Origin of the sequence: Bacillus sp. LJBS17 (assembly GCF_019334685.1) — a bacterium.
Lineage (GTDB): Bacteria > Bacillota > Bacilli > Bacillales > Bacillaceae > Bacillus > Bacillus subtilis.
The window spans coordinates 3,470,860-3,495,876 of sequence record NZ_CP079759.1 but is presented as its reverse complement, the minus strand read 5'-3'; the positions used below and the strand labels follow the sequence as shown (position 1 = coordinate 3,495,876).

Sequence of the window (25,017 nt, the reverse complement as noted above, 5' to 3'; positions counted from 1 at the left end):
ATGGGATTCACCTTTATGTTGATAAGAAATAAAAGAAAATGCCAATAGGATATCGGCATTTTCTTTTGCGTTTTTATTTGTTAACTGTTAATTGTCCTTGTTCAAGGATGCTGTCTTTGACAACAGATGTTTTCTTGCCTTTGATGTTCAGCAGGAAGCTTGGCGCAAACGTTGATTGTTTGTCTGCGTAGAATCCTCTGTTTGTCATATAGCTTGTAATCACGACATTGTTTCCTTTCGCTTGAGGTACAGCGAAGTGTGAGTAAGTAAAGGTTACATCGTTAGGATCAAGATCCATTTTTAACACAAGGCCAGTTTTGTTCAGCGGCTTGTATGGGCCAGTTAAAGAATTAGAAACATAGCCAAGCATGTAAATATCGTTAGACGTAATGCCGTCAATCGTCATTTTTGATCCGCGGGAGTCAGTGAACAGGTACCATTTGCCGTTCATTTTAAAGACGTTCGCGCGTTCAATTTCATCTGTTACTGTGTTAGATGCAATCAGCGGTTTCATCACTTTTTTCAGTGTGTAGTCATCATTTAGCTCGATCATGCCGAGTGCGCCGTTTGCTAATTCAGCAGTGCGCTTTTTATCACTTTGCAGAAGCTTTTGACTTTCTTGACGGAAGAATGATGTGCTTTTGCCATAGTATGCTTTGTTAAATAAAGATTCTTCGCCTTGGTAGCCATCTTCAGTTCCAGTGTTTGCTTCAAATACTAAGTATTTGTGGCCTTTATCTTCTACGTAGTGAGGATCTCTCAGCGTATGGTTGTCGCCTGAGCTGTAGTTGCCTTCATCGATGAACTGCTGTACATTTTGATACGTTTTGCCGTCACCGTCAAAGATTGATTTATAATCCTCTACACCGTTGATGTTCAGAGAGCTGTCTGATGCTGATACGTTAACCTGTGCAGTTGTCAGTGTTTGTTTGCCGTAATGTTTACCGGAGAAATCAGTGTAGAATAAACGGATTTTTCCGTCAGATGTAAATGTGGCTGAACCTGACCATTCTTGCGTTTGGTCTTTTAGGATAGAATCATTTGCATCGAATTTGTCGCTGTCTTTAAAGACGCGGCCAGCGTTTTTCCAGCTGTCAATAGAAGTTTCGCCGACTTTTTGATAGAACATGTAAATCGATGTGTCATCCGCATTTTTAGGATCTCCGGCTAATGCAAAGACGATGTGGTAGCCGTGATAGTTTGCGACAGTGCCGTCAGCGTTTTGTAATGGCCAGCTGTCCCAAACGTCCAGGCCTTTTGCAGAAGAGATATTTTTAATTGTGGACGAATCGAATTCAGGCACTTGATATTTTTCATTTTTTTGCTGTTCAGGGATTTGCAGCATATCATGGCGTGTAATATGGGAAATGCCGTATGTTTCCTTATATGGCTTTTGGTTCGTTTCTTTCGCAAACGCTTGAGTTGCGCCTCCTGCCAGCAGTGCGGTAGTAAAGGTTAATACTGTTGCTTGTTTTGCAAACTTTTTGATGTTCATCGTTCATGTCTCCTTTTTTATGTACTGTGTTAGCGGTCTGCTTCTTCCAGCCCTCCTGTTTGAAGATGGCAAGTTAGTTACGCACAATAAAAAAAGACCTAAAATATGTAAGGGGTGACGCCAAAGTATACACTTTGCCCTTTACACATTTTAGGTCTTGCCTGCTTTATCAGTAACAAACCCGCTCGATTTACTTTTCGACCTCATTCTATTAGACTCTCGTTTGGATTGCAACTGGTCTATTTTCCTCTTTTGTTTGATAGAAAATCATAAAAGTATTTACGGTCTACGGGCCTAAAGAACTAAAAAATCTATCTGTTTCTTTTCATTCTCTGTATTTTTTATAGCTTCTGTTGCATGGGCATAAAGTTGCCTTTTTAATCATAATTCAGAAAATATCATAATATCTCATTTCACTAAATAGTAGTGAACGGCAGGTATATGTGATGGGTTAAAAAGGATCTCTAACTGAAGGGTTTTTCAAAATATTTGAAACGTTAGTAGGTTAGTAACGTACAGAGATATGGGAGGTGGAGGAATGAAGCAGAATAAAAGAAAGCATCTTCAGACGTTATTTGAGACATTAGGCGAAAAACATCAGTTTAACGGGGCGGTTCTGGCTGCGGAGGGTGGCGATATTTTATATCATCACTCTTTTGGTTATGCGGAAATGACGGAAAAACGCCCGTTGCAAACCAACTCTTTGTTTGAGTTAGCGTCTTTGTCAAAGCCTTTTACAGCATTGGGAATCATCTTGCTGGAGGAGAAGGGGATTCTTGGCTATGAAGATAAAGTGGATCGCTGGCTGCCCGGTTTTCCGTATCAGGGCGTAACGATTCGGCATTTATTGAACCATACGTCAGGGCTTCCTGATTATATGGGATGGTTTTTTGCCAATTGGGATTCACACAAGATTGCGGTGAATCAGGATATTGTCGATATGCTGATGAATGAGGGGCTATCTGGTTATTTTGAACCGAATGAAGGCTGGATGTACAGCAATACGGGGTATGTGCTGCTGGCATTTATCATTGAAAAAGCATCTGGCATGAGCTATGCGGATTTTAAGAAAACAAGTATTTTTTCACCGATCGGCATGAATGAAACAAGAGTGTATAACAGGAGGCTTTCGCCTGAGCGAATTGATCATTATGCATATGGATATGTGTATGATGTACATTCCGAAACATACGTCCTCCCTGATGAGCTGGAGGAAACGAACTATGTTGTGTATCTCGATGGCATACAGGGAGATGGGACGGTGAACTCTGTCACAAGCGATTTGTTTCGATTTGATCAGGCTTTATATCAGGACGATTTCATCAGCAAGGCTTCTAAGGAATCTGCGTTTTCTCCAGTGCGCCTCAACAATGGAGAAACAATTGATTATGGCTTTGGCTGGGTACTGCAAAATAGTCCTGAAAAAGGGCGGATTGTCAGCCACAGCGGAGGATGGCCCGGCTATTCGACGTTGATGATCCGATATATCGATCATCGTAAAACACTGATCTATTTGAGTAATAAGGAAGAGGATACTGAATATGAACAAGCGATTCTGAAGGCGGCGGAACATATTCTATTTGGCCAGCCATATGAGGTCCCGGAACGTCCTGCTGATAAAAAGAAAAAAGCAATTGATACGGCGATATACAGCCGCTATGTTGGCAGCTACCTGTTGCAGGATGGAACGGCTGCACAGGTGACAGCCGAGAATGAACGGCTTTATTTGGAGATCACCGGACAGCTGAGACTGGAGTTATTCCCTTCCTCGGAAACCCGTTTCTTTCTGCGAGCATTGTCTGTTGAAGTCGAGTTTATGTTAGGCGGGGATGCTGCGAAAAGCTTTATCCTCTATGAGGATGGCTCAGAAGAAGAAGCGGTCCGTACAAATTAGAAAGGAATGAATTTGATGATCGGAATATTAGCCGGAATGGGGCCGAAATCGACCTCGCCGTTTATTGATAAGGTGATTGATTACTGTCAGAAGCTGTATGGGGCTTCAAACGATATTGACTACCCGCACATGATGATCTATTCATGCCCGACGCCCTTCTATGCAGATCGTCCAATTGACCATGACGAGATGAAAAAAGCGATTATCGACGGAGCGGTAAAGCTCGAGAAAACAGGCGTGGATTTCATTGCGCTGCCTTGTAATACGGCGCATATCTACTATGAAGAGATTCAGCAGGCATTGTCGGTTCCTATGTTGCATATCGTTGAGGAAACGATAAAAGAGATTCCGCATCCTGCAAAAAAAGCGGTGGTTTTAGGAACAGAGCCAACCATCCAATCCGCCATCTACCAAAAAGTTCTGAAGGCAAATGGACAAGAAGTTGTTCACAAGGACCATTGGCAGCAGGTTGTGAACCAGCTTATCGCCGCAATCAAACAGCCTAATCATATGGAGCATACACAAGCATTGTGGCAGACGCTATATGAAGAAATCAGTCAGCATGCAGACATCATCATTTCAGCCTGCACGGATTTAAATGCGGTGTTAGATCATATTCAAAGTGAGATTCCGATTATAGATTCCTCTGCCTGTCTTGCAAAAAGCACTGTCAGCACATATCTTGCATATCAAAGCTAGCTTCAGACAAGGACTGTCTTCAAACAGTCCTTGTTTTTTTATGTTCCTATTGTTTGACAGTTAACTGCAATAGTGTTAAATTAAACATGTAAATAGTTACATGATTTTTTCTGAAGGTGAGGTGGTTCTCGTGAAGAAGCCGGTTTTAAAACCATTCGCCTCTTTAGAAATCAAGGTTGATCCGCCTATCACGATTGGTGAGACAGGCCTGGGACTGAGACGATTCATTCCGATTCGTTCGGGAACAATAACCGGGGAAGTAAAGGGACGTATTTTGCCGAGCGGTGCCGATTCGCAAATGATTCGCGCTGACGGCAGAACCGATTTATCTGCCAGGTATGTGATCGAAACAGCAGATCATGAACTGATTTACATTGAAAACAATGGAATACGGCAAGTCAGCGAGCCGTTTCGAAAACAAGCGGCAGCCGGGGAAATTATTGATCCGGAGCATGTTTATTTCCGTACGGTACCGACGTTTGAAACAGGCAGTGAAGCCTATCAATGGCTCCATGACCGCTTGTTTATCGGTTCCGCAGAAAGAACCCCTGATTACGTTCGACTAGACATTTATGAAGTGCAGTAAAAGACTAAGGAGAGTGTGAAAAATGGAAAACTTTATCGGAAGCCACATGATTTATACGTATGAAAACGGCTGGGAATACGAGATTTATATTAAAAACGACCATACAATTGATTATAGAATTCATAGCGGAATGGTTGCCGGACGCTGGGTTCGGGATCAGGAAGTGAATATTGTCAAACTGACAGAAGGCGTATATAAAGTGTCTTGGACAGAGCCGACTGGCACGGATGTTTCATTAAACTTTATGCCAAATGAAAAACGCATGCACGGCATTATTTTCTTCCCGAAATGGGTGCATGAACATCCTGAAATTACGGTTTGCTACCAAAATGACCACATTGATTTGATGGAAGAATCCCGCGAAAAATATGAAACGTATCCAAAATACGTTGTACCTGAATTTGCGGAAATTACATTTCTGAAAAATGAAGGAGTCGACAACGAAGAAGTGATTTCGAAGGCTCCTTATGAGGGAATGACAGACGATATTCGCGCGGGAAAATTATAATAAACATAAAAACCCGGAAAAGAGAATTACTTCTCTTTTCCGGGTTTTCTTTTTGCTGAGTATGCGGGAACCATCACAATTCCCGCGAAAAACAGTATGATGCCAGTCCAGAACATAGGCTGGTAATAGACTGTGTCCCGTAAACATACCACGGCCGACAAAATAATGATACAAGCTGCCACAACAATGGCAGCACCAATGTATCCTGTTTTCCCCATATTTATTCTCCTTTTGAAGGGAATAGCTTCTGCCTTTTTTCAGATTCGGGATCGTTTTCGATCGTAATCTCTGAGTCTAAAATCAGCGTCTCTCTCGTTTCTTCATGATACGCAGGCCAATTCACAGCTTCGGTGCTTGGGTTTCCTGTTTTAGCGAACGTGATCCACGCTGATTGTATCGTGTGAGAAAGCTGTTTCACCTCATCCGTAATCTCCGCTTTTGCCATTCGTTCCAATCCGTCCAGATTTCCAAAGACAAAAGGAAGCTCTAATGCGTGAAACGCTTTATTGTACGGCGGCTTCTTCGGGTGCCAATCGAACCTGTACATCCAGACAGGGGCGTAATGAGACTGTGCGGATGCATAGGCGACGGCAGGGCGCCAAAATAATAAATCAGTCATCATATGAATTTGGCTTTCCAGAGAACGCGGATACAAATCGGCAACTTTCTCTGCCAGCGGCTTCCCTAGTAAATACTCGAGCGCTGCATCAAGCGTTTCCTGAGAATGAACGTCTGAATCCGGGGTGAAAAATAAATATCCTTCATCACGGGTTGTTCCAATTAATAGCGGAATACCGGAAGCAGCCCCTTCTGCGATCGCTTTTTCTGGTTCTTCAGGCAGCGTTTTCGGATCAAGGGCGGGCTGGAAGAACAGCTGAAAGATATTTTCTTTTTCTGCAATCCGAAGCTGATCAGCCGCTTTTAGCAAATCTTCCGCAGAAACCGTATGCAATTTATCCAGTTGGCCCTCGTTAATCCCAAGGACCTGTAAAAAGGCTGCCGAGGTGCTCGCCGCTTGTTCTTTCGTCATCGTTCGAGAAGCGCCGCTTTCCATGATTGCTTTCTGGAACAGGCCTTTTGCCGCAGGCATAGCAAGCAGCGCGGCAATGCTCATGCCGCCGGCGGATTCTCCAAATACTGTTACGTTATCGGGATCACCGCCAAACGCTGAAATATTCTCCCGCACCCATTTCAGCGCGGCGGCTTGGTCTAAAAGCCCAAGGTTATCGGAATACGCCTCATCAAACGAAGACAAGTGCAAAAAGCCAAACGGCCCCAGCCGATAGTTCAATGTAACGACAATGACTTCTCCCTGTGCCGCAAGTTTTGATCCGTCATACAATGGCTCACTGCCCGCTCCTAGATAAAAAGCGCCTCCGTGAATCCACACCATGACAGGAAGATTTTGACTTGGAGTGTCAGGCGCAAATACATTGACATACAAGCAATCCTCGGACTGGCGGGGCAGCTCTGTATACGACAGTGACAGCAAATCAGACGGCTGCGGGCAAATAGGGCCGTACGCTGTGGCATCAAGCACATCTTCCCACACTTCATGCGGCTCAGGTGCTTTAAAACGCCATTGTCCGACAGGCGGCTTGGCATAGGGGATGCCTTTCCACTTATGTACACCGTTTTCCGTGGTGCCTTTTACTTTGCCGTATTGAGTCGTTACTATTTGATGAGTCATTGTGTTCTCTCCCTTTTTCCCCCATTATAAACAGATTTCCCCTATAGATGCGAACGTTAGCCCTTTAATCGATCATCATCTTCCCATTGTTTTTAAAAAGGATTTGACTTCATGGACAGACAAGCCGATTTCTCTTGCCTCAGCCATCAGCGCTTTCCATTCTTCTATATTGGATTCCGTCAGTTTGCGGTTGCGGTAAGAGGCAGTTTCAGGCTGTTCTTTCTTGAGTCTGTTCGTAAAAGTGAACAATTCTTCCTTTTCCATCCCGGCTTGTACGGCTTGCACTAAATGTACGCGCCATTCTTCTTCACCGCCGCTGATTTTTTCATACATCATTGTTTCTGCGTCAAATAATTCTGTTAATTCAACTTCCAGTGTGGCAGAAACCTTTTTTAAAAATTGAACGGACGGATTCGTGTGAACGCCTCTTTCAATCTTGCTTAAATAGGATTTGGATACACCTGACTCAACAGCCAGCTGATTAATAGAATAGCCTTTTCTTTTACGGTACAAACGGATAATTCTTCCAATCATAATGTGAAATTCTCCTCTATTCCTGTCGTTATTTCGTTCATTATAAGGAATTTTTCGTTCTTTATAAAATTTAAAATAATAAGGGAAGTGCAGTAAATTAGAGGAAAATCATGATTTTGTTCTCTAAAGAGAACTTATTGGCTTATTTTGCAATTTTTAAATAATAACGTTTTCTTTTATAATCCAATCATTAACAGAAAGGGGCGCGGGAAGCCAGCCGCGGGAAGGCTGAAGGCTATGAATACATGAATGAGAATATGAGTTTCAAAGAATTATATGCGATTGTCAGACACAGATTCGTGCTGATTCTGCTCATCACAATCGGCGTCACCCTTATGATGGGTTTTGTGCAATTTAAGGTCATTTCACCGACCTACCAGGCGTCGACACAGGTGCTGGTTCATGAATCAGACGGTGAAGAAAACTCGAATCTCAGTGACATCCAGCGAAATCTTCAGTATAGCAGCACGTTCCAATCGATTATGAAAAGCACTGCCTTGATGGAAGAAGTTAAGGCGGAATTGCACCTATCTGAATCGGCTTCCTCGCTGAAAGGAAAAGTAATCACCAGCAGTGAAAATGAATCAGAAATTATCAACGTTGCCGTCCAGGATCACGATCCGGCGAAAGCGGCTGAGATTGCGAACACGTTAGTGAACAAGTTTGAAAAAGAAGTAGATGAAAGAATGAATGTACAAGGCGTACATATATTATCAGAGGCGAAGGCTTCTGAAAGCCCGATGATCAAGCCGGCCAGGCTGCGAAATATGGTCATGGCTTTTGGCGCTGCTGTCATGGGCGGCATTACACTGGCATTTTTTCTGCATTTTCTCGATGATACGTGCAAAAGCGCACGGCAGCTCAGCGAGAGAACCGGATTGCCATGCTTAGGCTCCGTTCCTGATGTCCACAAAGGGCGGAATCGCGGGATAAAACATTTCGGGGAGTGAAGCGAGTGATCTTTAGAAAAAAGAAAGCAAGGCGAGGTTTGGCTCAAATATCTGTTTTACACAATAAATCAGTTGTTGCGGAACAATATCGCACCATTCGGACAAACATTGAGTTCTCATCTGTCCAGACCAGCTTGCGATCTATCCTCGTCACCTCCTCTGTGCCTGGTGAAGGTAAATCGTTCAGTGCAGCGAATCTTGCGGCTGTCTTTGCGCAGCAGCAGGAAAAGAAAGTACTGCTGGTGGATGCCGATTTAAGAAAGCCGACCATCAATCAGACGTTTCAGGTTGATAATGTAACCGGGCTGACAAATGTGCTGGTCGGTAATGCTTCACTCAGTGAGACGGTGCAAAAGACGCCGATCGATAACTTATATGTACTGACAAGCGGGCCGACCCCGCCAAACCCGGCAGAACTGCTGTCTTCAAAAGCAATGGGAGATTTAATATCTGAGATCTATGAACAATTCAGCCTCGTCATCTTTGATTCCCCTCCGCTTTTGGCTGTTGCAGATGCTCAGATTCTAGCAAATCAAACAGACGGCAGCGTGCTCGTCGTTTTAAGCGGAAAAACAAAAACCGATACCGTTCTGAAAGCAAAAGATGCACTGGAACAATCCAATGCGAAGCTGTTAGGCGCTCTTTTAAACAAAAAGAAAATGAAAAAATCGGAACACTATTCCTACTAGTTTTTGTAAAGGTGATGTCTCCTGACCTGTATCAATGGAGGCACTCGGCTCTGCTGTGGGCAGCTGAAGTTGCTGCCTTAGATGCTGGTCGTCGCTGGCGGGGCGTGAGGATGGGTTAAATGCCCACTTATCTGATATATACATAGGACGTATTGTCGGTTTAGCTGCTGCCGATTTTTTGGAGAGACGAAAACCGCCGCAGCTAAACCGATAAAAGAATTAGGGGGGAAAAGGTTGAGTTACCGGAGAAGACTGTCAATGATTATTGCGCTGGATACTTACCTCGTTTTAAATTCAGTTATTGCAGGATATCAATTTTTAAAAGATTCCTATCAATTTTATGACTCCGGAGCATTACTGCTTACCGCTGTCAGCTTGCTCCTCAGCTATCATGTGTGTGCTTTCCTGTTCAATCAGTATAAACAGGTGTGGACATACACCGGACTCGGCGAGCTGATTGTCCTGCTTAAGGGCATTACGCTTTCAGCCGCTGTGACCGGCGTCATTCAGTATGCTGTGTATCACACGATGTTCTTCCGACTGTTAACCGCGTGCTGGGTGCTTCAGCTTTTGTCTATTGGAGGGACCCGTATTTTATCCAGAGTATTAAACGAAAGCATCAGGAAAAAACGCTGCGCCTCGTCCCGCGCGCTGATTATCGGGGCGGGCTCAGGTGGGACTCTGATGGTCAGGCAGCTGCTTTCGAAAGATGAACCAGATATCATACCCGTCGCTTTTATTGATGACGACCAAACGAAGCATAAATTAGAAATTATGGGGCTGCCCGTAATCGGCGGAAAAGAAAGTATCATGCCTGCGGTGCAAAAGCTCAAAATTAATTTTATTATTATTGCCATTCCTTCACTCCGCACCCATGAGCTTCAGGTGTTATATAAAGAATGTGTGCGAACCGGAGTAAGCATTAAAATTATGCCTCATTTTGATGAAATGCTGCTTGGCACACGAACTGCCGGACAAATTAGAGATGTAAAAGCTGAGGACTTGCTCGGCAGAAAGCCGGTAACCCTCGACACTAGCGAAATTTCGAATCGCATCAAAGGAAAAACAGTTCTCGTCACGGGAGCGGGCGGATCAATCGGCTCAGAAATCTGCCGGCAGATCAGCGCGTTTCAGCCTAAGGAAATTATTCTGCTCGGCCATGGGGAAAACAGCATTCATTCAATTTATACAGAGCTGAACGGACGATTCGGCAAACACATTGTGTTCCATACGGAAATCGCTGATGTGCAGGACCGCGATAAAATGTTTACATTGATGAAAAAATACGAGCCGCATGTTGTCTATCATGCAGCTGCCCATAAGCATGTGCCTTTAATGGAACATAATCCTGAAGAGGCGGTCAAAAACAATATTATCGGAACAAAAAATGTCGCGGAAGCAGCCGATATGTCGGGAACAGAGACATTCGTGCTGATTTCATCGGACAAAGCGGTGAACCCAGCCAACGTAATGGGGGCGACAAAACGATTCGCAGAGATGATTATTATGAATCTTGGGAAAGTCAGCAGAACCAAATTTGTCGCTGTTCGCTTCGGCAATGTACTCGGGAGCCGAGGCAGCGTCATTCCGATTTTCAAAAAACAGATTGAAAAAGGCGGCCCGGTGACAGTAACACATCCGGCAATGACCCGCTATTTCATGACGATTCCCGAGGCATCAAGGCTTGTGATTCAGGCTGGGGCACTGGCGAAAGGGCGTCAGATTTTTGTTCTCGATATGGGAGAGCCCGTAAAGATTGTAGATCTTGCCAAAAACCTCATTCATTTGTCCGGCTACACGACAGAGCAGGTTCCAATCGAATTCACAGGCATTCGTCTGGGCGAAAAAATGTATGAAGAATTACTGAACAAAAATGAAGTCCATGCTGAACAAATCTTTCCGAAAATTCACATCGGTAAAGCGGTGGACGGTGATTGGCCGGTGTTGATGCGCTTTATCGAGGATTTTCATGAGCTGTCGGAGGCCGACCTGAGAGCGAGGCTGTTTGCGGCAATCAATACATCAGACAAAATGACGGCTGCCAGTGTTCATTAGGGGGAGTGAAAATGACGAAAAAGATCTTGTTTTGCGCGACTGTTGATTATCATTTTAAGGCCTTTCACCTCCCTTATTTTAAATGGTTTAAACAAAGGGGCTGGGAGGTTCATGTCGCCGCGAACGGACAAACCAAGCTGCCGTATGTAGATGAGAAATTCTCCATCCCGATTCGCAGGTCACCTTTTGACCCTCAGAACCTGGCCGTTTATAGGCAGTTGAAGAAAGTGATCGACACTTATGAATACGACATTGTCCATTGCCATACACCGGTCGGCGGCGTTCTCGCCAGACTAGCAGCGAGGCAGGCACGGCGGCACGGAACAAAGGTGCTGTATACAGCGCACGGATTTCACTTCTGCAAAGGAGCACCAATGAAAAATTGGCTTCTTTACTATCCGGTCGAGAAATGGCTTTCAGCATATACGGACTGCCTGATTACGATTAATGAAGAGGATTATAAACGGGCGAAAGGACTTCAAAGGCCGGGCGGAAGGACGCAGAAAATTCACGGCATTGGCGTCAACACCGAGCGTTTCCGGCCTGTCAGTCCGATAGAGCAGCAAAGACTCAGAGAAAAGCACGGGTTCCGTGAAGATGATTTTATATTGGTTTATCCGGCTGAGCTCAATCTGAACAAAAACCAGAAGCAGTTAATTGAAGCCGCAGCCTTGCTAAAAGAAAAAATTCCCTCGCTCCGCCTTGTGTTTGCCGGGGAAGGGGCAATGGAACAAACGTATCAAACGTTAGCTGAAAAGCTTGGTGCCTCCGCCAATGTCTGTTTTTACGGCTTTTGCAGCGACATACATGAGCTGATTCAGCTTGCGGATGTATCTGTCGCATCCAGCATTAGAGAGGGCCTCGGCATGAATGTGCTTGAGGGAATGGCGGCAGAAAAACCGGCGATCGCCACAGATAATCGCGGGCATCGGGAAATCATTCGCGACGGAGAAAACGGTTTTCTGATCAAAATCGGTGACAGTGCTGCTTTTGCCCGCCGGATTGAACAGCTTTACCATAAGCCGGAGATCTGCCGAAAGCTGGGACAGGAAGGCCGAAAAACAGCCTTGCGCTTCTCGGAGGCGCGAACGGTGGAAGAAATGGCAGATATTTATTCCGCGTACATGGATATGGATACAAAGGAGAAAAGCGTATGAACTCAGGACCGAAAGTTTCTGTCATTATGGGCATTTATAATTGCGAACGCACTTTGGCAGAAAGCATAGAATCCATTCTCAGCCAATCCTATAAAAATTGGGAGCTGATTTTGTGCGATGATGCGTCAACAGACGGCACGCTCCGTATCGCGAAGCAGTATGCCGCTCATTACAGCGACCGCATCAAACTGATTCAAAACAAAACAAATAAGCGGCTTGCCGCATCATTAAATCATTGTCTTTCGCATGCGACAGGCGATTATATCGCACGTCAGGACGGAGATGACCTTTCGTTTCCGCGCCGTCTGGAAAAGCAGGTCGCGTTTTTAGAAAAGCACCGACACTATCAGGTGGTTGGCACCGGCATGCTTGTGTTTGATGAATTTGGCGTAAGAGGCACCCGCATTCTGCCTTCTGTTCCGGAGCCGGGCATCATGGCAAAAGGGACTCCATTCTGCCACGGCACGATTATGATGAGAGCGAGTGCCTACCGCACGCTGAAAGGCTACCGGTCGGTGCGGCGGACGAGACGAATGGAAGATATTGATTTGTGGCTTCGCTTTTTTGAAGAGGGCTTCAGGGGCTATAATCTTCAGGAAGCCTTGTATAAAGTGAGGGAAGACAGCGATGCATTCAAACGGCGGTCATTTACGTATTCAATCGACAATGCCATTCTTGTCTATCAGGCGTGCAGACGCTTGAAGCTTCCTTTATCTGATTACATATATATCGCAAAACCGTTAATTCGCGCCTTTATGCCTGCAGCCGTGATGAATCGCTACCATAAAAAAAGAGTGATGAACCAAAAGGAAGGGCTTGTCAAGCATGAATAGCAGCCAAAAGCGCGTGCTCCATGTTCTCAGCGGCATGAACAGGGGCGGCGCGGAAACCATGGTAATGAATTTATATCGGAAGATGGACAAAAGCAAAGTGCAATTTGATTTTTTAACGTATCGAAATGATCCGTGCGCTTATGATGAAGAGATTTTATCTTTAGGCGGGCGGCTTTTTTATGTCCCGAGCATTGGGCAAAGCAATCCCCTTACATTTGTGAGGAATGTGAGAAACGCGATAAAAGAAAATGGGCCGTTCAGCGCCGTTCATGCGCACACGGATTTCCAAACGGGTTTTATCGCCCTTGCGGCAAGGCTCGCCGGAGTGCCGGTCAGGGTATGCCACTCCCACAATACGTCTTGGAAGACCGGCTTCAACTGGAAGGATCGATTGCAGCTGCTCGTGTTCAGGCGGCTCATTTTGGCAAATGCGACAGCGCTGTGTGCCTGCGGAGAGGATGCGGGCAGGTTTTTATTTGGACAGTCCAATATGGAGCGGGAGCGTGTTCACCTTCTTCCTAACGGGATTGACCTTGAGTTGTTCGCCCCAAATGGGCAGGCGGCTGATGAAGAAAAAGCAGCACGCGGCATTGCAGCCGACCGGCTCATCATTGGCCATGTGGCCCGGTTTCATGAAGTGAAAAACCACGCGTTCCTGCTGAAGCTTGCCGCACATCTCAAGGAAAGAGGCATTCGCTTTCAGCTCGTTCTGGCGGGAGACGGGCCGTTGCGCGGGGAGATAGAGGAGGAGGCGCGGCAGCAGAATTTGCTATCAGACGTCCTCTTTTTAGGCACGGTAGAACGGATCCATGAACTGATGCGAACATTCGATGTATTTGTCATGCCGTCTCTGTACGAAGGCTTGCCGGTTGTGCTTGTGGAAGCGCAGGCGTCGGGGCTTCCATGCATCATTTCAGACAGCATTACAGAAAAAGTCGACGCCGGTCTCGGGCTTGTCACAAGATTAAGTCTTTCTGAGCCGATCAGCGTCTGGGCTGAAACCATTGCAAGGGCCGCCGCCGCAGGCAGGCCGAAGCGTGAGTTCATCAAAGAAACACTCGCTCAACTTGGCTACGATGCACAGCAAAATGTAGGAGCGCTGCTGAATGTATACAACATCAGCACGGAAAAGGACCATAACCGATGATTGTATATGCCGTCAATATGGGGATTGTATTTATTTGGTCTTGGTTCGCTAAAATGTGCGGCGGCCGTGACGATTCGCTTGCCACGGGGTATCGGCCGAATAAGCTTTTGATCTGGATTCCGCTCGCTTCACTTGTGCTCGTGTCAGGTCTCCGTTATCGAGTCGGCACGGATTTTCAGACGTATACGCTGCTGTACGAATTGGCGGGCGATTATCAAAATGTGTGGCAGATATTCGGTTTCGGCACAGCAAAAACAGCGACAGATCCGGGGTTTACCGCACTCCTTTGGCTGATGAATTTCATCACGGAAGATCCTCAAATCATGTATTTTACGGTGGCGGTCGTGACCTACAGCTTTATTATGAAGACACTCGCCGACTATGGCAGGCCGTTTGAGCTGAGTGTCTTTTTATTTTTGGGAACCTTTCATTATTACGCATCTTTTAACGGCATCAGGCAATACATGGTCGCAGCTGTTTTGTTTTGGGCGATCCGTTATATCATCAGCGGGAACTGGAAGCGATATTTCCTGATTGTGCTGGTCAGCTCGCTCTTTCATTCGTCGGCGCTGATTATGATTCCAGTGTACTTTATTGTCAGAAGAAAAGCCTGGTCTCCGGCGATATTCGGCCTATCCGCTTTATTTCTCGGCATGACATTTTTATATCAAAAGTTTATTTCTGTGTTTGTCGTTGTGCTTGAAAACAGCTCATACAGCCATTATGAAAAATGGCTCATGACGAACACAAATGGAATGAATGTGATCAAAATCGCTGTTTTGGTTCTGCCGCTGTTCCTTGCATTTTGCTATAAAGAACGACTGCGGAGTCTGTGGCCGCAAATTGATATTGTCGTCAATTTGTGCCTGCTAGGTTTTTTGTTCGGCCTTTTGGCCACAAAGGACGTGATTTTTGCCAGATTCAATATTTATTTCGGTCTGTATCAAATGATCCTAGTCCCTTATTTTGTCAGGATATTTGATGAAAAATCGAACGCTCTTATCTATATCGCTATCGTTGTTTGTTATTTTCTTTACAGTTATTTGCTTATGCCGGTCGATTCATCGGTTCTGCCTTACAGAACGATTTTTTCCCGGTAATTTATGCACGAGGAGCCGGTCATTATGGAAACACCTGCGGTTAGTCTGTTAGTCGCTGTTTATAACACAGAAACATATATCAGAACGTGTCTCGAATCACTGCGGAACCAGACAGTGGACAATATTGAAATCATCATTGTCAATGACGGTTCAGCTGACGCCAGCCCGGATATCGCAGAAGAATACGCCAAAATGGACAACAGGTTCAAGGTGATTCATCAGGAAAACCAGGGACTCGGTGCGGTTCGGAATAAAGGCATTGAAGCTGCACGCGGCGAATTTATCGCGTTTATCGATTCAGACGATTGGATTGAGCCTGATTATTGCGAGCAGATGCTCCGGGCAGCAGGCGATGAAACTGATCTGGTCATTTGCAATTACGCCGCAGAGTTTGAGGACACTGGCAAAACCATGGACTCAGACATTGCCCAAACCTATCAGGATCAGCCGAAGGAGCACTATATCAAGGCGTTATTCGAAGGGAAGGTCAGAGGGTTTTCATGGAACAAACTGTACAGAAGAAGCATGATTGAAGCCCATCGGCTGTCGTTTCCGCTCCGAGGCGAGCTGGAGCATGTCGAGGATCAGTTTTTCAGCTTCAGGGCTCACTTTTTCGCCCGCTCAGTATCCTACGTAAAAACGCCGCTCTATCATTATCGAATTCACCTTTCCTCCATTGTGCAGCGCTATCAGAAAAAATTGTTTGAATCAGGACTTGCGCTGTATGAGGCGAATGCGGCGTTTTTACAGGAGAACAACAAACTGGAGGAGTATCGCAAGGAGCTTGATACCTTTATCGTTCTTCACAGCAGCATCTGTATGCTGAATGAATGGAAAACGAGCGGCAGCCGCCGGCTGTTTGAAAAGCTTAGAAATGTTGGCGTGATATGCGCGGACCCGGTGTTTCAAGAAAGTCTTTCAAAAACGGGTACCGCTCCTTTTGACGCAAAACGGTCATGCCTGCTTCTGATGGCGAAATACAGAATAATTCCGTTCGTCGCGATGGTATCGGCTGTGTATCAGCGGGTGATCGAGTACAAAATGAGAAACAGAGGGTGAGGACATGTCGTTACAATCGTTGAAAATCAATTTTGCAGAATGGCTGCTGCTAAAGGTCAAATACCCGTCCCAATATTGGCTGGGAGCGGCAGATCAACCGGTAAAGGCCGCAGCACATCAGAAAAAAATCATACTGACCCTGCTGCCGTCCCATGACAATTTGGGAGATCACGCAATTGCTTATGCCAGCAAGGCATTTCTTGAGCGAGAATACCCGGACTTTGACATCGTCGAGGTCGATATGAAGGACATTTACAAATCAGCAAAAAACCTGATCCGCTCGCGCCATCCGGAGGATATGGTCTTTATCATCGGCGGCGGAAATATGGGGGATTTATACCGTTATGAGGAGTGGACGCGCCGCTTCATTATTAAAACATTCCATGACTATCGGGTTATCCAGCTTCCGGCAACGGCTCATTTTTCTGACACGAAAAAGGGGCGCAAAGAGCTGAAACGGGCACAGAAAATTTATAATGCGCACCCCGGCCTATTGCTCATGGCACGGGATGAAACAACGTATCAATTTATGAAACAGCATTTTCAAGAAAAAACAATTTTGAAGCAGCCGGACATGGTGCTGTATTTAGATAGAAGCAAGACCCCCGCAGAACGCGAAGGGGTTTATATGTGTTTGCGCGAGGATCAGGAAAGCGTGCTTCAGGAGGACCAGAGGAACCGGGTCAAGGCTGCGCTATTTGAGGAATTCGGCGAGATCAAATCCTTTACGACAACGATCGGCCGCCGGGTCAGCCGGGATACACGCGAACAAGAACTTGAAGCACTGTGGTCTAAGCTGCAAAGCGCAGAAGCCGTCGTCACTGACAGGCTTCATGGCATGATTTTTTGCGCGCTGACAGGAACGCCATGTGTTGTCATTCGCTCCTTTGACCATAAGGTGATGGAGGGCTATCAATGGCTTAAAGACATCCCGTTCATGAAGCTGATAGAACATCCGGAGCCAGAGCGCGTAACAGCCGCAGTCAATGAGCTTTTAACAAAAGAAACACCCCGTGCAGGCTTTCCGAGAGATGTGTATTTTAAAGGTCTGCGTGACAAAATCAGCGGTGAAGCGCAATGATCCCGCTCGTCAGCATTATTGTCCCGATGTATAATGTTGAACCATTTATAGAAGAGTGCATTGATTCTTTGCTTCGTCAAACGCTTTCTGATATTGAAATCATCCTCGTGAATGACGGAACACCGGATCGTTCAGGCGAGATTGCAGAGGACTATGCAAAACGGGATGCGAGAATCCAGGTCATTCATCAGGCAAACGGCGGGCTTAGTTCAGCGCGAAATACGGGAATAAAGGCCGCGCGGGGCGCTTACATCGGCTTTGTAGACGGAGACGATTATGTATCTTCCGCCATGTTCCAGAGGCTGGCTGAAGAAGCGGAGCAAAATCGGCTCGACATCGTCGGCTGCGGTTTTTACAAGCAGTCATCGGACAGGCGGACATATGTAGCGCCGCAGCTTGAGGCAAACCGCGTGCTGACGAAACCAGAAATGACTGAACAGCTTAAACATGCTCACGAAACGAGATTTATCTGGTATGTATGGCGTTATCTTTACCGTCGTGAGCTTTTTGAAAGGGCGAATCTGTTGTTTGATGAAGACATCCGTTTTGCTGAAGACTCTCCCTTCAATTTGTCCGCTTTTTGCGAAGCGGAGCGGGTGAAAATGCTTGATGAAGGATTGTACATTTATCGTGAAAACCCGAACAGCCTGACAGAAATTCCTTATAAGCCGGCGATGGATGAACATCTTCAAAAACAATATCAGGCTAAAATCGCATTCTACAATCACTACGGCTTAGCAGGCGCATGTAAAGAAGATTTGAATGTGTACATTTGCAGGCATCAGCTTCCGATGCTTTTGGCAAATGCCTGTGCTTCTCCGAATTCGCCGAAAGACATCAAAAAGAAGATCAGGAAGATTTTATCCTATGACATGGTGCGGCAGGCTGTCAGACATACACCGTTTCAGCATGAGAAATTATTAAGAGGAGAGCGCTTGGTATTAGCACTGTGTAAATGGCGGCTCACTTTTCTCATCAAGCTGTTTTTCGAGCATCGGGGGACAATGAAAGGCAGTGCGAAGCAGGTATGAAATTTACGATAAACTTCAGCGCTAATCTCACGGCTTTTCTCTTGTCCGTTTTCCTATCGGTTTGGATGACGCCTTTTATTGTCAAAACGCTCGGTGTCGAAGCGTTTGGCTTTGTTCACTTGACACAAAATGTGATTAATTACTTTTCGGTTATTACCGTGGCGCTCAGCTCGGTTGTCGTTCGGTTCTTTTCTGTTGCTGCCCACAGGGGAGAGCGGGAGAAAGCAAATGCGTATATCAGCAATTATTTAGCGGCCTCTGTTTTGATTTCATTGCTGCTCTTGCTGCCGCTTGCGGGTTCGGCTTTTTTTATTGACCGCGTCATGAATGTGCCGCAAGCGCTTTTGGCAGATGTGCGTTTGTCGATTTTGATCGGCAGTTTGCTGTTTATTTTAACGTTTCTGATGGCTGGTTTCGGCGCTGCACCATTTTATGCCAACCGCCTTTATATCACCAGTTCCATTCAGGCGGTGCAAATGCTTATACGGGTGCTGTCTGTGCTGCTCCTGTTTGCATGCTTTGCGCCGAAAATCTGGCAGATCCAGCTTGCAGCTTTAGCTGGTGCTGTCATTGCGTCTGTGCTGTCTTTCTATTTCTTCAAAAAGCTGATTCCGTGGTTTTCGTTTCGTATGAAGGATCTTTCATTCCGCACAAGCAAGGAGCTGTTTCAAGCGGGCGCATGGAGCTCCGTCAATCAAATCGGCGTCCTGCTTTTTTTGCAGATTGATCTGTTAACCGCCAATTTGATGCTTGGGGCGTCCGCATCTGGGAAATACGCGGCAATTATCCAGTTTCCGCTGCTTTTGCGCAGCTTGGCCGGAACGGTCGCATCCCTGTTTGCGCCTATCATGACTTCATATTATTCAAAAGGCGATATGGACGGATTGATGAATTACGCCAATAAGGCAGTGAGGCTCAATGGTCTTTTGCTTGCACTTCCTGCTGCCTTATTGGGCGGATTGGCGGGGCCTTTTTTGACAATCTGGCTCGGACCGTCCTTTTCGTCGATAGCACCGCTTTTATTTATTCATGCCGGATACTTGGTTGTCAGCCTCGCCTTTATGCCGCTGTTTTATATATGGACCGCTTTTAATCAACAAAAAACACCGGCGATTGTTACCCTGCTGTTAGGTGCGGTGAATGTGGTGCTGGCGGTCACGCTGAGCGGGCCGGCTCATCTCGGTCTGTACGGCATAACATTGGCAGGGGCCATTTCTCTTATTTTAAAAAATGCCATCTTTACGCCGCTTTACGTATCCCGCATTACAGGCTGCAAAAAGCACGTGTTCTTTAAAGGCATCATCGGGCCTCTTTCAGCCGCTGTGTTTGCCTGGACGGTCTGTAAGGCAATTCAGTTCATTGTGAAGATTGACAGCTGGCCGTCATTGATAGCGACGGGAGTGACAGTCAGCTTTTTCTACGCTGTTTTCGCTTTTATGCTCGTTTGTACAAAAGAGGAAAGACAGCTGGTATTAAAACGGTTTCGAAAAACGAAAGGAGCTGTGAATCTTTGATCCTGAAACGACTTTTTGATCTGACGGCCGCCATTTTTTTGTTGTGCTGTACAAGTGTGATCATTCTGTTCACCATCGCCGTTGTCAGGCTGAAAATAGGATCACCTGTCTTCTTTAAGCAAGTAAGGCCAGGCCTGCACGGCAAACCGTTCACCCTATATAAGTTCCGGACAATGACGGATGAACGGGACGGTGAGGGAAATCTGCTGCCCGATGAAGTCCGGCTGACGAAAACGGGCAGGCTGATCAGAAAGCTGAGCATTGATGAGCTTCCGCAGCTCCTGAATGTCCTGAAGGGCGATCTGAGCCTTGTCGGGCCGCGGCCGCTTTTGATGGACTATCTGCCTCTTTATACAGAAAAACAGGCACGGCGCCATGAGATGAAGCCGGGTATCACAGGCTGGGCGCAAATCAATGGCAGAAACGCGATTTCCTGGGAAAAGAAATTTGAATTAGATGTTTGGTACGTTGACAACCGGTCATTTTTTCTCGATTTGAAAATTTTATGTTTGACGGTGCGAAAGGTCCTTGTTTCAGAAGGGATTCAGCAAACCAATCATGTGACCGCGGAACGGTTTACCGGAAGCGGAGATGTGTCCTCATGAAAAACGTGGCCATTGTGGGTGACGGCGGACACGGAAAGGTGATCAGAGAGCTGATAAACGCCCGCTCAGATACGCGCTTAGCCGCGGTGCTGGATGATAAATTCAAAACGTTCGAAGGCGGAAAAGAATGGTACACAGGACCGCCGGAAGCCGTTACTGAACTACGCAGGCTCATACCTGATGTGCTGTTTCTGATTGCTGTTGGGAATAACAGTGTCAGAAAACAGCTGGCGGAGCGACTGGGACTGAGGAAAGATGATTTTATTACATTGATTCACCCGTCAGCCATCGTCAGCAGGTCGGCTGTCATTGGGGAAGGGACAGTAATTATGGCGAGCGCGATCATTCAGGCGGATGCGCGCATCGGCGCTCATTGCATCATCAATACGGGTGCAGTGGCAGAGCACGATAATCAAATCAGCGATTACGTTCATCTGTCCCCGCGTGTCACGCTGTCAGGAGCGGTTTCCGTTCAGGAAGGCGCTCACGTCGGAACTGGTGCATCCGTCATACCGCAGATCACAATCGGGGCTTGGAGCATTGTCGGAGCCGGCTCCGCGGTGATCCGTCCCATACCGGACAGGGTAACGGCGGCCGGTGCTCCGGCACGCATCATTTCTTCCATTCAAACATCAAACAAAGGATGATTCTATGCATAAAAAAATCTACTTATCTCCCCCTCATATGAGCGGCAGGGAGCAGCACTATATTTCAGAAGCCTTTCGCTCAAACTGGATTGCGCCGCTTGGGCCGCTCGTGAATTCATTTGAAGAACAGCTGGCAGAACGAGTCGGTGTAAAAGCAGCTGCTGCGGTCAGCTCAGGAACGGCGGCGATTCATCTCGCGCTGCGTTTGCTTGAGGTAAAAGAAGGTGACAGCGTGTTTTGCCAGTCCTTCACATTTGTAGCAACCGCCAATCCGATTCTATATGAAAAAGCGGTGCCCGTCTTTATTGATTCTGAGCCTGATACGTGGAATATGTCGCCGACAGCCCTTGAAAGAGCATTGGAGGAAGCGAAAAGAAACGGAACACTGCCAAAAGCGGTGATTGCCGTCAATCTATATGGGCAGAGTGCGAAAATGGATGAAATCGTAAGCCTGTGTGATGCATACGGAGTTCCTGTCATTGAGGACGCAGCCGAATCTCTCGGAACAGTCTATAAAGGGAAGCAAAGCGGAACTTTCGGGCGCTTCGGCATTTTTTCATTTAACGGGAACAAAATCATTACCACATCAGGGGGAGGGATGCTCGTTTCAAATGATGAAGCAGCAATGGAAAAAGCAAGATTTCTCGCTTCGCAGGCACGAGAGCCGGCTGTTCATTATCAACACAGTCAAATTGGACATAATTACAGGCTGAGCAATATCTTAGCCGGCGTCGGCATTGCCCAGCTTGATGTGCTGGATGAGCGAGTGGAGAAAAGAAGGACCATTTTCACGAGATACAAAAATGCGCTCGGTCACATAGACGGCGTCCGCTTTATGCCGGAGTACGCAGCAGGCGTATCCAATCGCTGGCTCACCACGCTCACACTTGATAACGGGCTCAGCCCATATGACGTAGTTCAACGTCTTGCTGAAGAAAACATTGAAGCCCGTCCGCTGTGGAAGCCGCTCCATACCCAGCCGCTGTTCGATCCGGCTTTATTTTATTCTCATGAAGAAACAGGAAGCGTATGCGAAGATTTATTCAAGCGAGGAATCTGTCTCCCATCGGGGTCCAATATGACAGAAGATGAGCAAGACCGGGTCATTGAAGTGCTACTGCACTTATTCCAAACTGCCGAGGTGAAGAAATGGACAGCAAGCATTCGATGATCAGCCTGAAACAGAAACTGTCCGGGCTGCTCGACGTCATTCCGAAACAATCAGAGATTATATATGCGGACTATCCTCTATATGGGAATGTAGGGGATTTATTTATTATGAAAGGAACAGAAGCCTTCTTTAAAGAACACGGGATTCGGGTCAGAAAACGCTGGAATCCTGACAATTTTCCAGTCGGGCGAAAGCTGGATCCTAATCTCATCATCGTCTGCCAGGGAGGCGGAAACTTCGGGGATCTGTATCCGTATTATCAAGGCTTTAGAGAGAAAATCGTCCAAACCTATCCGAGCCACAAAATTGTCATCCTGCCGCAATCGATTTATTTTCAAAACAAAGACAACCTCAAACGGACGGCAGAGATATTTTCTAAGCATGCGAACCTTCACATCATGACAAGGGAAAAAGCCTCCTATGCTACGGCACAGGCTTATTTTTTAAAAAATCACATTCAGCTTCTGCCTGATATGGCTCATCAGCTGTTTCCCGTCATTCCCACGCAGCAGCCGTCCAATCAAAAGCTGAGATTTATCCGAACAGATCATGAAGCAAACCAGGCGCTTCAGGAACACACAGAAACGGAAAGCTACGACTGGCGCACGGTGCTGTCAGCTTCAGACCGCCGGACGATTGCTTTTCTCCAAACGCTGAACGTCCTGAACAAAAAAGCAGGCAACCCTTTGCCCATTGCGTATATATGGGGAAAATACTCGGATTATATCGTCCAAAAAGCCATTCGGTTTTTCAGCCGTTACGAATCGGTGGAAACGTCAAGGCTGCACGGACACATCTTGTCCGCTCTTCTTCAAAAAGAAAACACGGTCATTGATAATTCCTATGGGAAAAACGCCAATTACTTTCATACCTGGATGGAAGGAGTGCCAGGCACCCGGCTCATCCAGCACGCCTCAAAGAAGGAAAACCTTCCTGCTCACATGTGAGCGGAAGGTTTATTTTGATTCTCCACGTTTGACTTTGTTGTATGCTTCATCTAAATGCTGAATCCGTTTCAGGACAACTGCGTTTTTGGTCAGCTGGTCCTGCACGAGCGTTGAGACGACGGAACGGTAGTAGCTGTTCATCGCGTGGATTTTATCCTCAGACTGATTCATTTCAATATGCTGTTTTAAATTCTCAATAAAATAAGGGACGGAAAAAAGTTCAGACATTTCTTTGGCAGCTCCTTTTTCATAAATGTATACGGTGTGATCTCAATCATGTACAATGAAGAAAGGGGAGTGAGCATGATGGATATGAAACTTCAGCAAGTACAAGTATTAAAGCCTCAACTGACACAGGAGCTCAGGCAGGCCATCACACTGCTTGGCTATCATTCGGCAGAACTCGCCGAGTACATTGATGAGCTCTCACTGGAAAACCCTCTTATTGAACGAAAGGAAACAGACACACCGCCACTATCTTACCATAAAACAAACAAAAACAGGATGAATGCACAGGAAGCGGGCCTTCAATTAAGTAATCCGCAAAAAACATTGCAGGATGCGTTAAAACAGCAGTCACTCGATATGAATCTGACCAACACTGAAAAAAAGATTTTTAATTATCTGATTCATTCGCTTGATTCAAACGGGTACTTGGAAGAAGATGTGGAGGAGGCAGCACGGCGCCTATCTGTATCGGCTAAGGAAACGGAGGCTGTTTTGGCAAAACTCCAGTCATTAGAACCGGCTGGAATTGGCGCGAGATCTTTGCAGGAATGCATCCTTCTTCAATTACAGCGGCTGCCGAACAGAAATGAACAAGCAGAAATGCTGGTTTCAGCTCATTTTGATGCTTTTGCGCAAAAAAAATGGAAAGCGCTTTCAGTAGAGACAGGAATTCCGCTTCATACCATTCAAGATATCTCAGATGATATCGCGGCTCTTCATCCTAGACCTGGCCTTCTGTTTGCCCGGCCAGAGCAAGATGTGTATATTGAGCCTGACATTTTTATTACCGTAAAAAACGGGCACATCGCAGCGGAACTGAATACCCGCTCGTTTCCCGAGATCGATTTGCATCCGCAGTACAGAACGCTTTTATCATCCGGCTCTTGTCAGGATACTGTCTCCTATTTATCTGCGAAATATCAGGAGTGGCGCTGGCTGAGCCGCGCGCTGCGGCAGCGAAAACAGACAATCACGAGAATTATCAATGAACTGATCACACGCCAAAAGGATTTCTTTCTGAAAGGGCGAAGCGCAATGAAGCCGCTGACTCTCAGAGAGGTGGCGGACTGTCTAAGCCTTCATGAATCAACTGTGAGCCGGGCCATTAAAGGGAAAACAATACAAACGCCTTACGGGTTGTTTGAGATGAAGCTCTTTTTCTCAGCAAAAGCCGAGGCTTCAGGAGAGGGAGATGCGTCGAATTATGCAGTCAAAATGCATCTGGAAGACCTGATCAATCAAGAGGACAAAACAAAACCGCTTTCAGATCAAAAGCTTGTCGATTTGCTGTATGAACAACACGGCATCCAAATCTCGAGACGCACCGTGGCAAAATATCGCGATCAAATGAATATTCCGTCATCGGCAGCGAGAAAGCGATATAAATAAAATCCTCC

Annotated in this window: 25 protein-coding genes; 20 read left to right on the top strand and 5 right to left on the bottom strand. The window is 46.3% G+C overall.

What is annotated here, in order from left to right:
* Window positions 1–73: 73 nt before the first annotated feature.
* Window positions 74–1,495 (bottom strand): levansucrase, encoded by a 1,422-nt coding sequence (gene sacB, locus KXZ66_RS18145; RefSeq protein ID WP_001022105.1) that lies wholly within the window; start codon window positions 1,493–1,495, stop codon window positions 74–76.
* Window positions 1,496–2,033: 538 nt separating this feature from the next.
* Here sacB and KXZ66_RS18140 point away from each other — a divergent pair.
* The 4 genes from KXZ66_RS18140 (at window position 2,034) to padC (ending at window position 5,182) form a co-directional block, all read left to right on the top strand.
* Complete coding sequence (locus KXZ66_RS18140) at window positions 2,034–3,389, top strand: serine hydrolase (RefSeq protein WP_088327020.1); 1,356 nt, start codon at window positions 2,034–2,036, stop codon at window positions 3,387–3,389.
* A gap of 15 nt (window positions 3,390–3,404) precedes the next feature.
* A complete protein-coding gene (gene racX / locus KXZ66_RS18135; protein ID WP_088327018.1) occupies window positions 3,405–4,088 on the top strand; it encodes a broad specificity amino-acid racemase RacX in 684 nt (227 codons plus the stop codon).
* A 130-nt stretch (window positions 4,089–4,218) separates the two neighbouring features.
* A complete protein-coding gene (locus KXZ66_RS18130; RefSeq protein ID WP_033883464.1) occupies window positions 4,219–4,674 on the top strand; it encodes a DUF3237 domain-containing protein in 456 nt (151 codons plus the stop codon).
* Between the two features lie 22 nt (window positions 4,675–4,696).
* On the top strand, window positions 4,697–5,182 hold the full coding sequence (gene padC / locus KXZ66_RS18125) for a phenolic acid decarboxylase (protein WP_015384708.1): 486 nt from the start codon (window positions 4,697–4,699) through the stop codon (window positions 5,180–5,182).
* A 26-nt stretch (window positions 5,183–5,208) separates the two neighbouring features.
* Here padC and KXZ66_RS18120 read toward each other — a convergent pair whose 3' ends face one another.
* The 3 genes from KXZ66_RS18120 to slrR form a co-directional block, all read right to left on the bottom strand.
* Window positions 5,209–5,400, bottom strand: coding sequence for a hypothetical protein (locus KXZ66_RS18120; RefSeq protein ID WP_021480656.1), 192 nt, complete (start codon window positions 5,398–5,400; stop codon window positions 5,209–5,211).
* Window positions 5,401–5,402: 2 nt separating this feature from the next.
* Entirely contained in the window at window positions 5,403–6,872 is a 1,470-nt protein-coding gene (pnbA, locus tag KXZ66_RS18115) for a para-nitrobenzyl esterase (RefSeq protein ID WP_219144681.1), read from the bottom strand.
* Window positions 6,873–6,947: 75 nt separating this feature from the next.
* Window positions 6,948–7,406: an HTH-type transcriptional regulator SlrR gene (gene slrR / locus KXZ66_RS18110; RefSeq protein ID WP_014478046.1), complete on the bottom strand. Its 459-nt coding sequence runs from the start codon at window positions 7,404–7,406 to the stop codon at window positions 6,948–6,950.
* A gap of 245 nt (window positions 7,407–7,651) precedes the next feature.
* On the opposite strand from slrR, the gene KXZ66_RS18105 reads away from it, so the two are divergent.
* The 15 genes from KXZ66_RS18105 (at window position 7,652) to KXZ66_RS18035 (ending at window position 23,392) form a co-directional block, all read left to right on the top strand.
* Window positions 7,652–8,356, top strand: coding sequence for a YveK family protein (locus KXZ66_RS18105; protein ID WP_021480654.1), 705 nt, complete (start codon window positions 7,652–7,654; stop codon window positions 8,354–8,356).
* 5 nt (window positions 8,357–8,361) lie between these two features.
* Window positions 8,362–9,045, top strand: coding sequence for a protein tyrosine kinase EpsB (epsB, locus tag KXZ66_RS18100; RefSeq protein WP_021480653.1), 684 nt, complete (start codon window positions 8,362–8,364; stop codon window positions 9,043–9,045).
* Window positions 9,046–9,279: 234 nt separating this feature from the next.
* The gene (locus tag KXZ66_RS18095) at window positions 9,280–11,100 is read left to right on the top strand and encodes a polysaccharide biosynthesis protein (protein WP_219144680.1); all 1,821 of its coding nucleotides are present in this window, start codon (window positions 9,280–9,282) and stop codon (window positions 11,098–11,100) included.
* 11 nt (window positions 11,101–11,111) lie between these two features.
* Complete coding sequence (locus KXZ66_RS18090) at window positions 11,112–12,257, top strand: glycosyltransferase family 4 protein (protein WP_128747243.1); 1,146 nt, start codon at window positions 11,112–11,114, stop codon at window positions 12,255–12,257.
* The gene (gene epsE, locus KXZ66_RS18085; RefSeq protein ID WP_003228255.1) at window positions 12,254–13,090 is read left to right on the top strand and encodes a glycosyltransferase EpsE; all 837 of its coding nucleotides are present in this window, start codon (window positions 12,254–12,256) and stop codon (window positions 13,088–13,090) included. The genes KXZ66_RS18090 and epsE overlap by 4 nt, the downstream gene beginning before the upstream one ends.
* Window positions 13,083–14,237 carry a glycosyltransferase family 1 protein gene (locus KXZ66_RS18080; protein ID WP_219144679.1) on the top strand — a complete coding sequence of 385 codons (1,155 nt, stop codon included), beginning with the start codon at window positions 13,083–13,085 and terminating at the stop codon, window positions 14,235–14,237. The genes epsE and KXZ66_RS18080 overlap by 8 nt, the downstream gene beginning before the upstream one ends.
* Complete coding sequence (gene epsG / locus KXZ66_RS18075; RefSeq protein WP_003228259.1) at window positions 14,234–15,337, top strand: biofilm exopolysaccharide biosynthesis protein EpsG; 1,104 nt, start codon at window positions 14,234–14,236, stop codon at window positions 15,335–15,337. Before KXZ66_RS18080 ends, epsG begins: the two co-directional genes overlap by 4 nt.
* 24 nt (window positions 15,338–15,361) lie before the next feature.
* On the top strand, window positions 15,362–16,396 hold the full coding sequence (locus tag KXZ66_RS18070) for a glycosyltransferase family 2 protein (protein ID WP_219144678.1): 1,035 nt from the start codon (window positions 15,362–15,364) through the stop codon (window positions 16,394–16,396).
* 4 nt (window positions 16,397–16,400) lie between these two features.
* Window positions 16,401–17,477 carry a polysaccharide pyruvyl transferase family protein gene (locus KXZ66_RS18065; RefSeq protein ID WP_014478038.1) on the top strand — a complete coding sequence of 359 codons (1,077 nt, stop codon included), beginning with the start codon at window positions 16,401–16,403 and terminating at the stop codon, window positions 17,475–17,477.
* On the top strand, window positions 17,474–18,508 hold the full coding sequence (locus KXZ66_RS18060; RefSeq protein ID WP_219144677.1) for a glycosyltransferase: 1,035 nt from the start codon (window positions 17,474–17,476) through the stop codon (window positions 18,506–18,508). Before KXZ66_RS18065 ends, KXZ66_RS18060 begins: the two co-directional genes overlap by 4 nt.
* On the top strand, window positions 18,505–20,022 hold the full coding sequence (locus tag KXZ66_RS18055) for an MATE family efflux transporter (RefSeq protein WP_161986353.1): 1,518 nt from the start codon (window positions 18,505–18,507) through the stop codon (window positions 20,020–20,022). Before KXZ66_RS18060 ends, KXZ66_RS18055 begins: the two co-directional genes overlap by 4 nt.
* Window positions 20,019–20,627, top strand: a complete 609-nt coding sequence (locus KXZ66_RS18050) for a sugar transferase (protein WP_219144676.1) — start codon at window positions 20,019–20,021, stop codon at window positions 20,625–20,627. The genes KXZ66_RS18055 and KXZ66_RS18050 overlap by 4 nt, the downstream gene beginning before the upstream one ends.
* Window positions 20,624–21,274, top strand: coding sequence for an acetyltransferase (locus tag KXZ66_RS18045; RefSeq protein WP_219144675.1), 651 nt, complete (start codon window positions 20,624–20,626; stop codon window positions 21,272–21,274). Before KXZ66_RS18050 ends, KXZ66_RS18045 begins: the two co-directional genes overlap by 4 nt.
* Window positions 21,275–21,278: 4 nt before the next feature.
* Window positions 21,279–22,445 (top strand): DegT/DnrJ/EryC1/StrS family aminotransferase, encoded by a 1,167-nt coding sequence (locus KXZ66_RS18040; RefSeq protein ID WP_021480644.1) that lies wholly within the window; start codon window positions 21,279–21,281, stop codon window positions 22,443–22,445.
* Complete coding sequence (locus KXZ66_RS18035; protein ID WP_219144674.1) at window positions 22,424–23,392, top strand: polysaccharide pyruvyl transferase family protein; 969 nt, start codon at window positions 22,424–22,426, stop codon at window positions 23,390–23,392. Before KXZ66_RS18040 ends, KXZ66_RS18035 begins: the two co-directional genes overlap by 22 nt.
* Window positions 23,393–23,401: 9 nt before the next feature.
* On the opposite strand, the gene yvfG is transcribed toward KXZ66_RS18035, so the two are convergent.
* Window positions 23,402–23,620: a protein YvfG gene (gene yvfG, locus KXZ66_RS18030; RefSeq protein ID WP_003219905.1), complete on the bottom strand. Its 219-nt coding sequence runs from the start codon at window positions 23,618–23,620 to the stop codon at window positions 23,402–23,404.
* A 78-nt stretch (window positions 23,621–23,698) separates the two neighbouring features.
* Here yvfG and rpoN point away from each other — a divergent pair, with 78 nt between their 5' ends.
* Window positions 23,699–25,009: an RNA polymerase factor sigma-54 gene (rpoN, locus tag KXZ66_RS18025; protein ID WP_041351752.1), complete on the top strand. Its 1,311-nt coding sequence runs from the start codon at window positions 23,699–23,701 to the stop codon at window positions 25,007–25,009.
* Window positions 25,010–25,017: the final 8 nt, after the last annotated feature.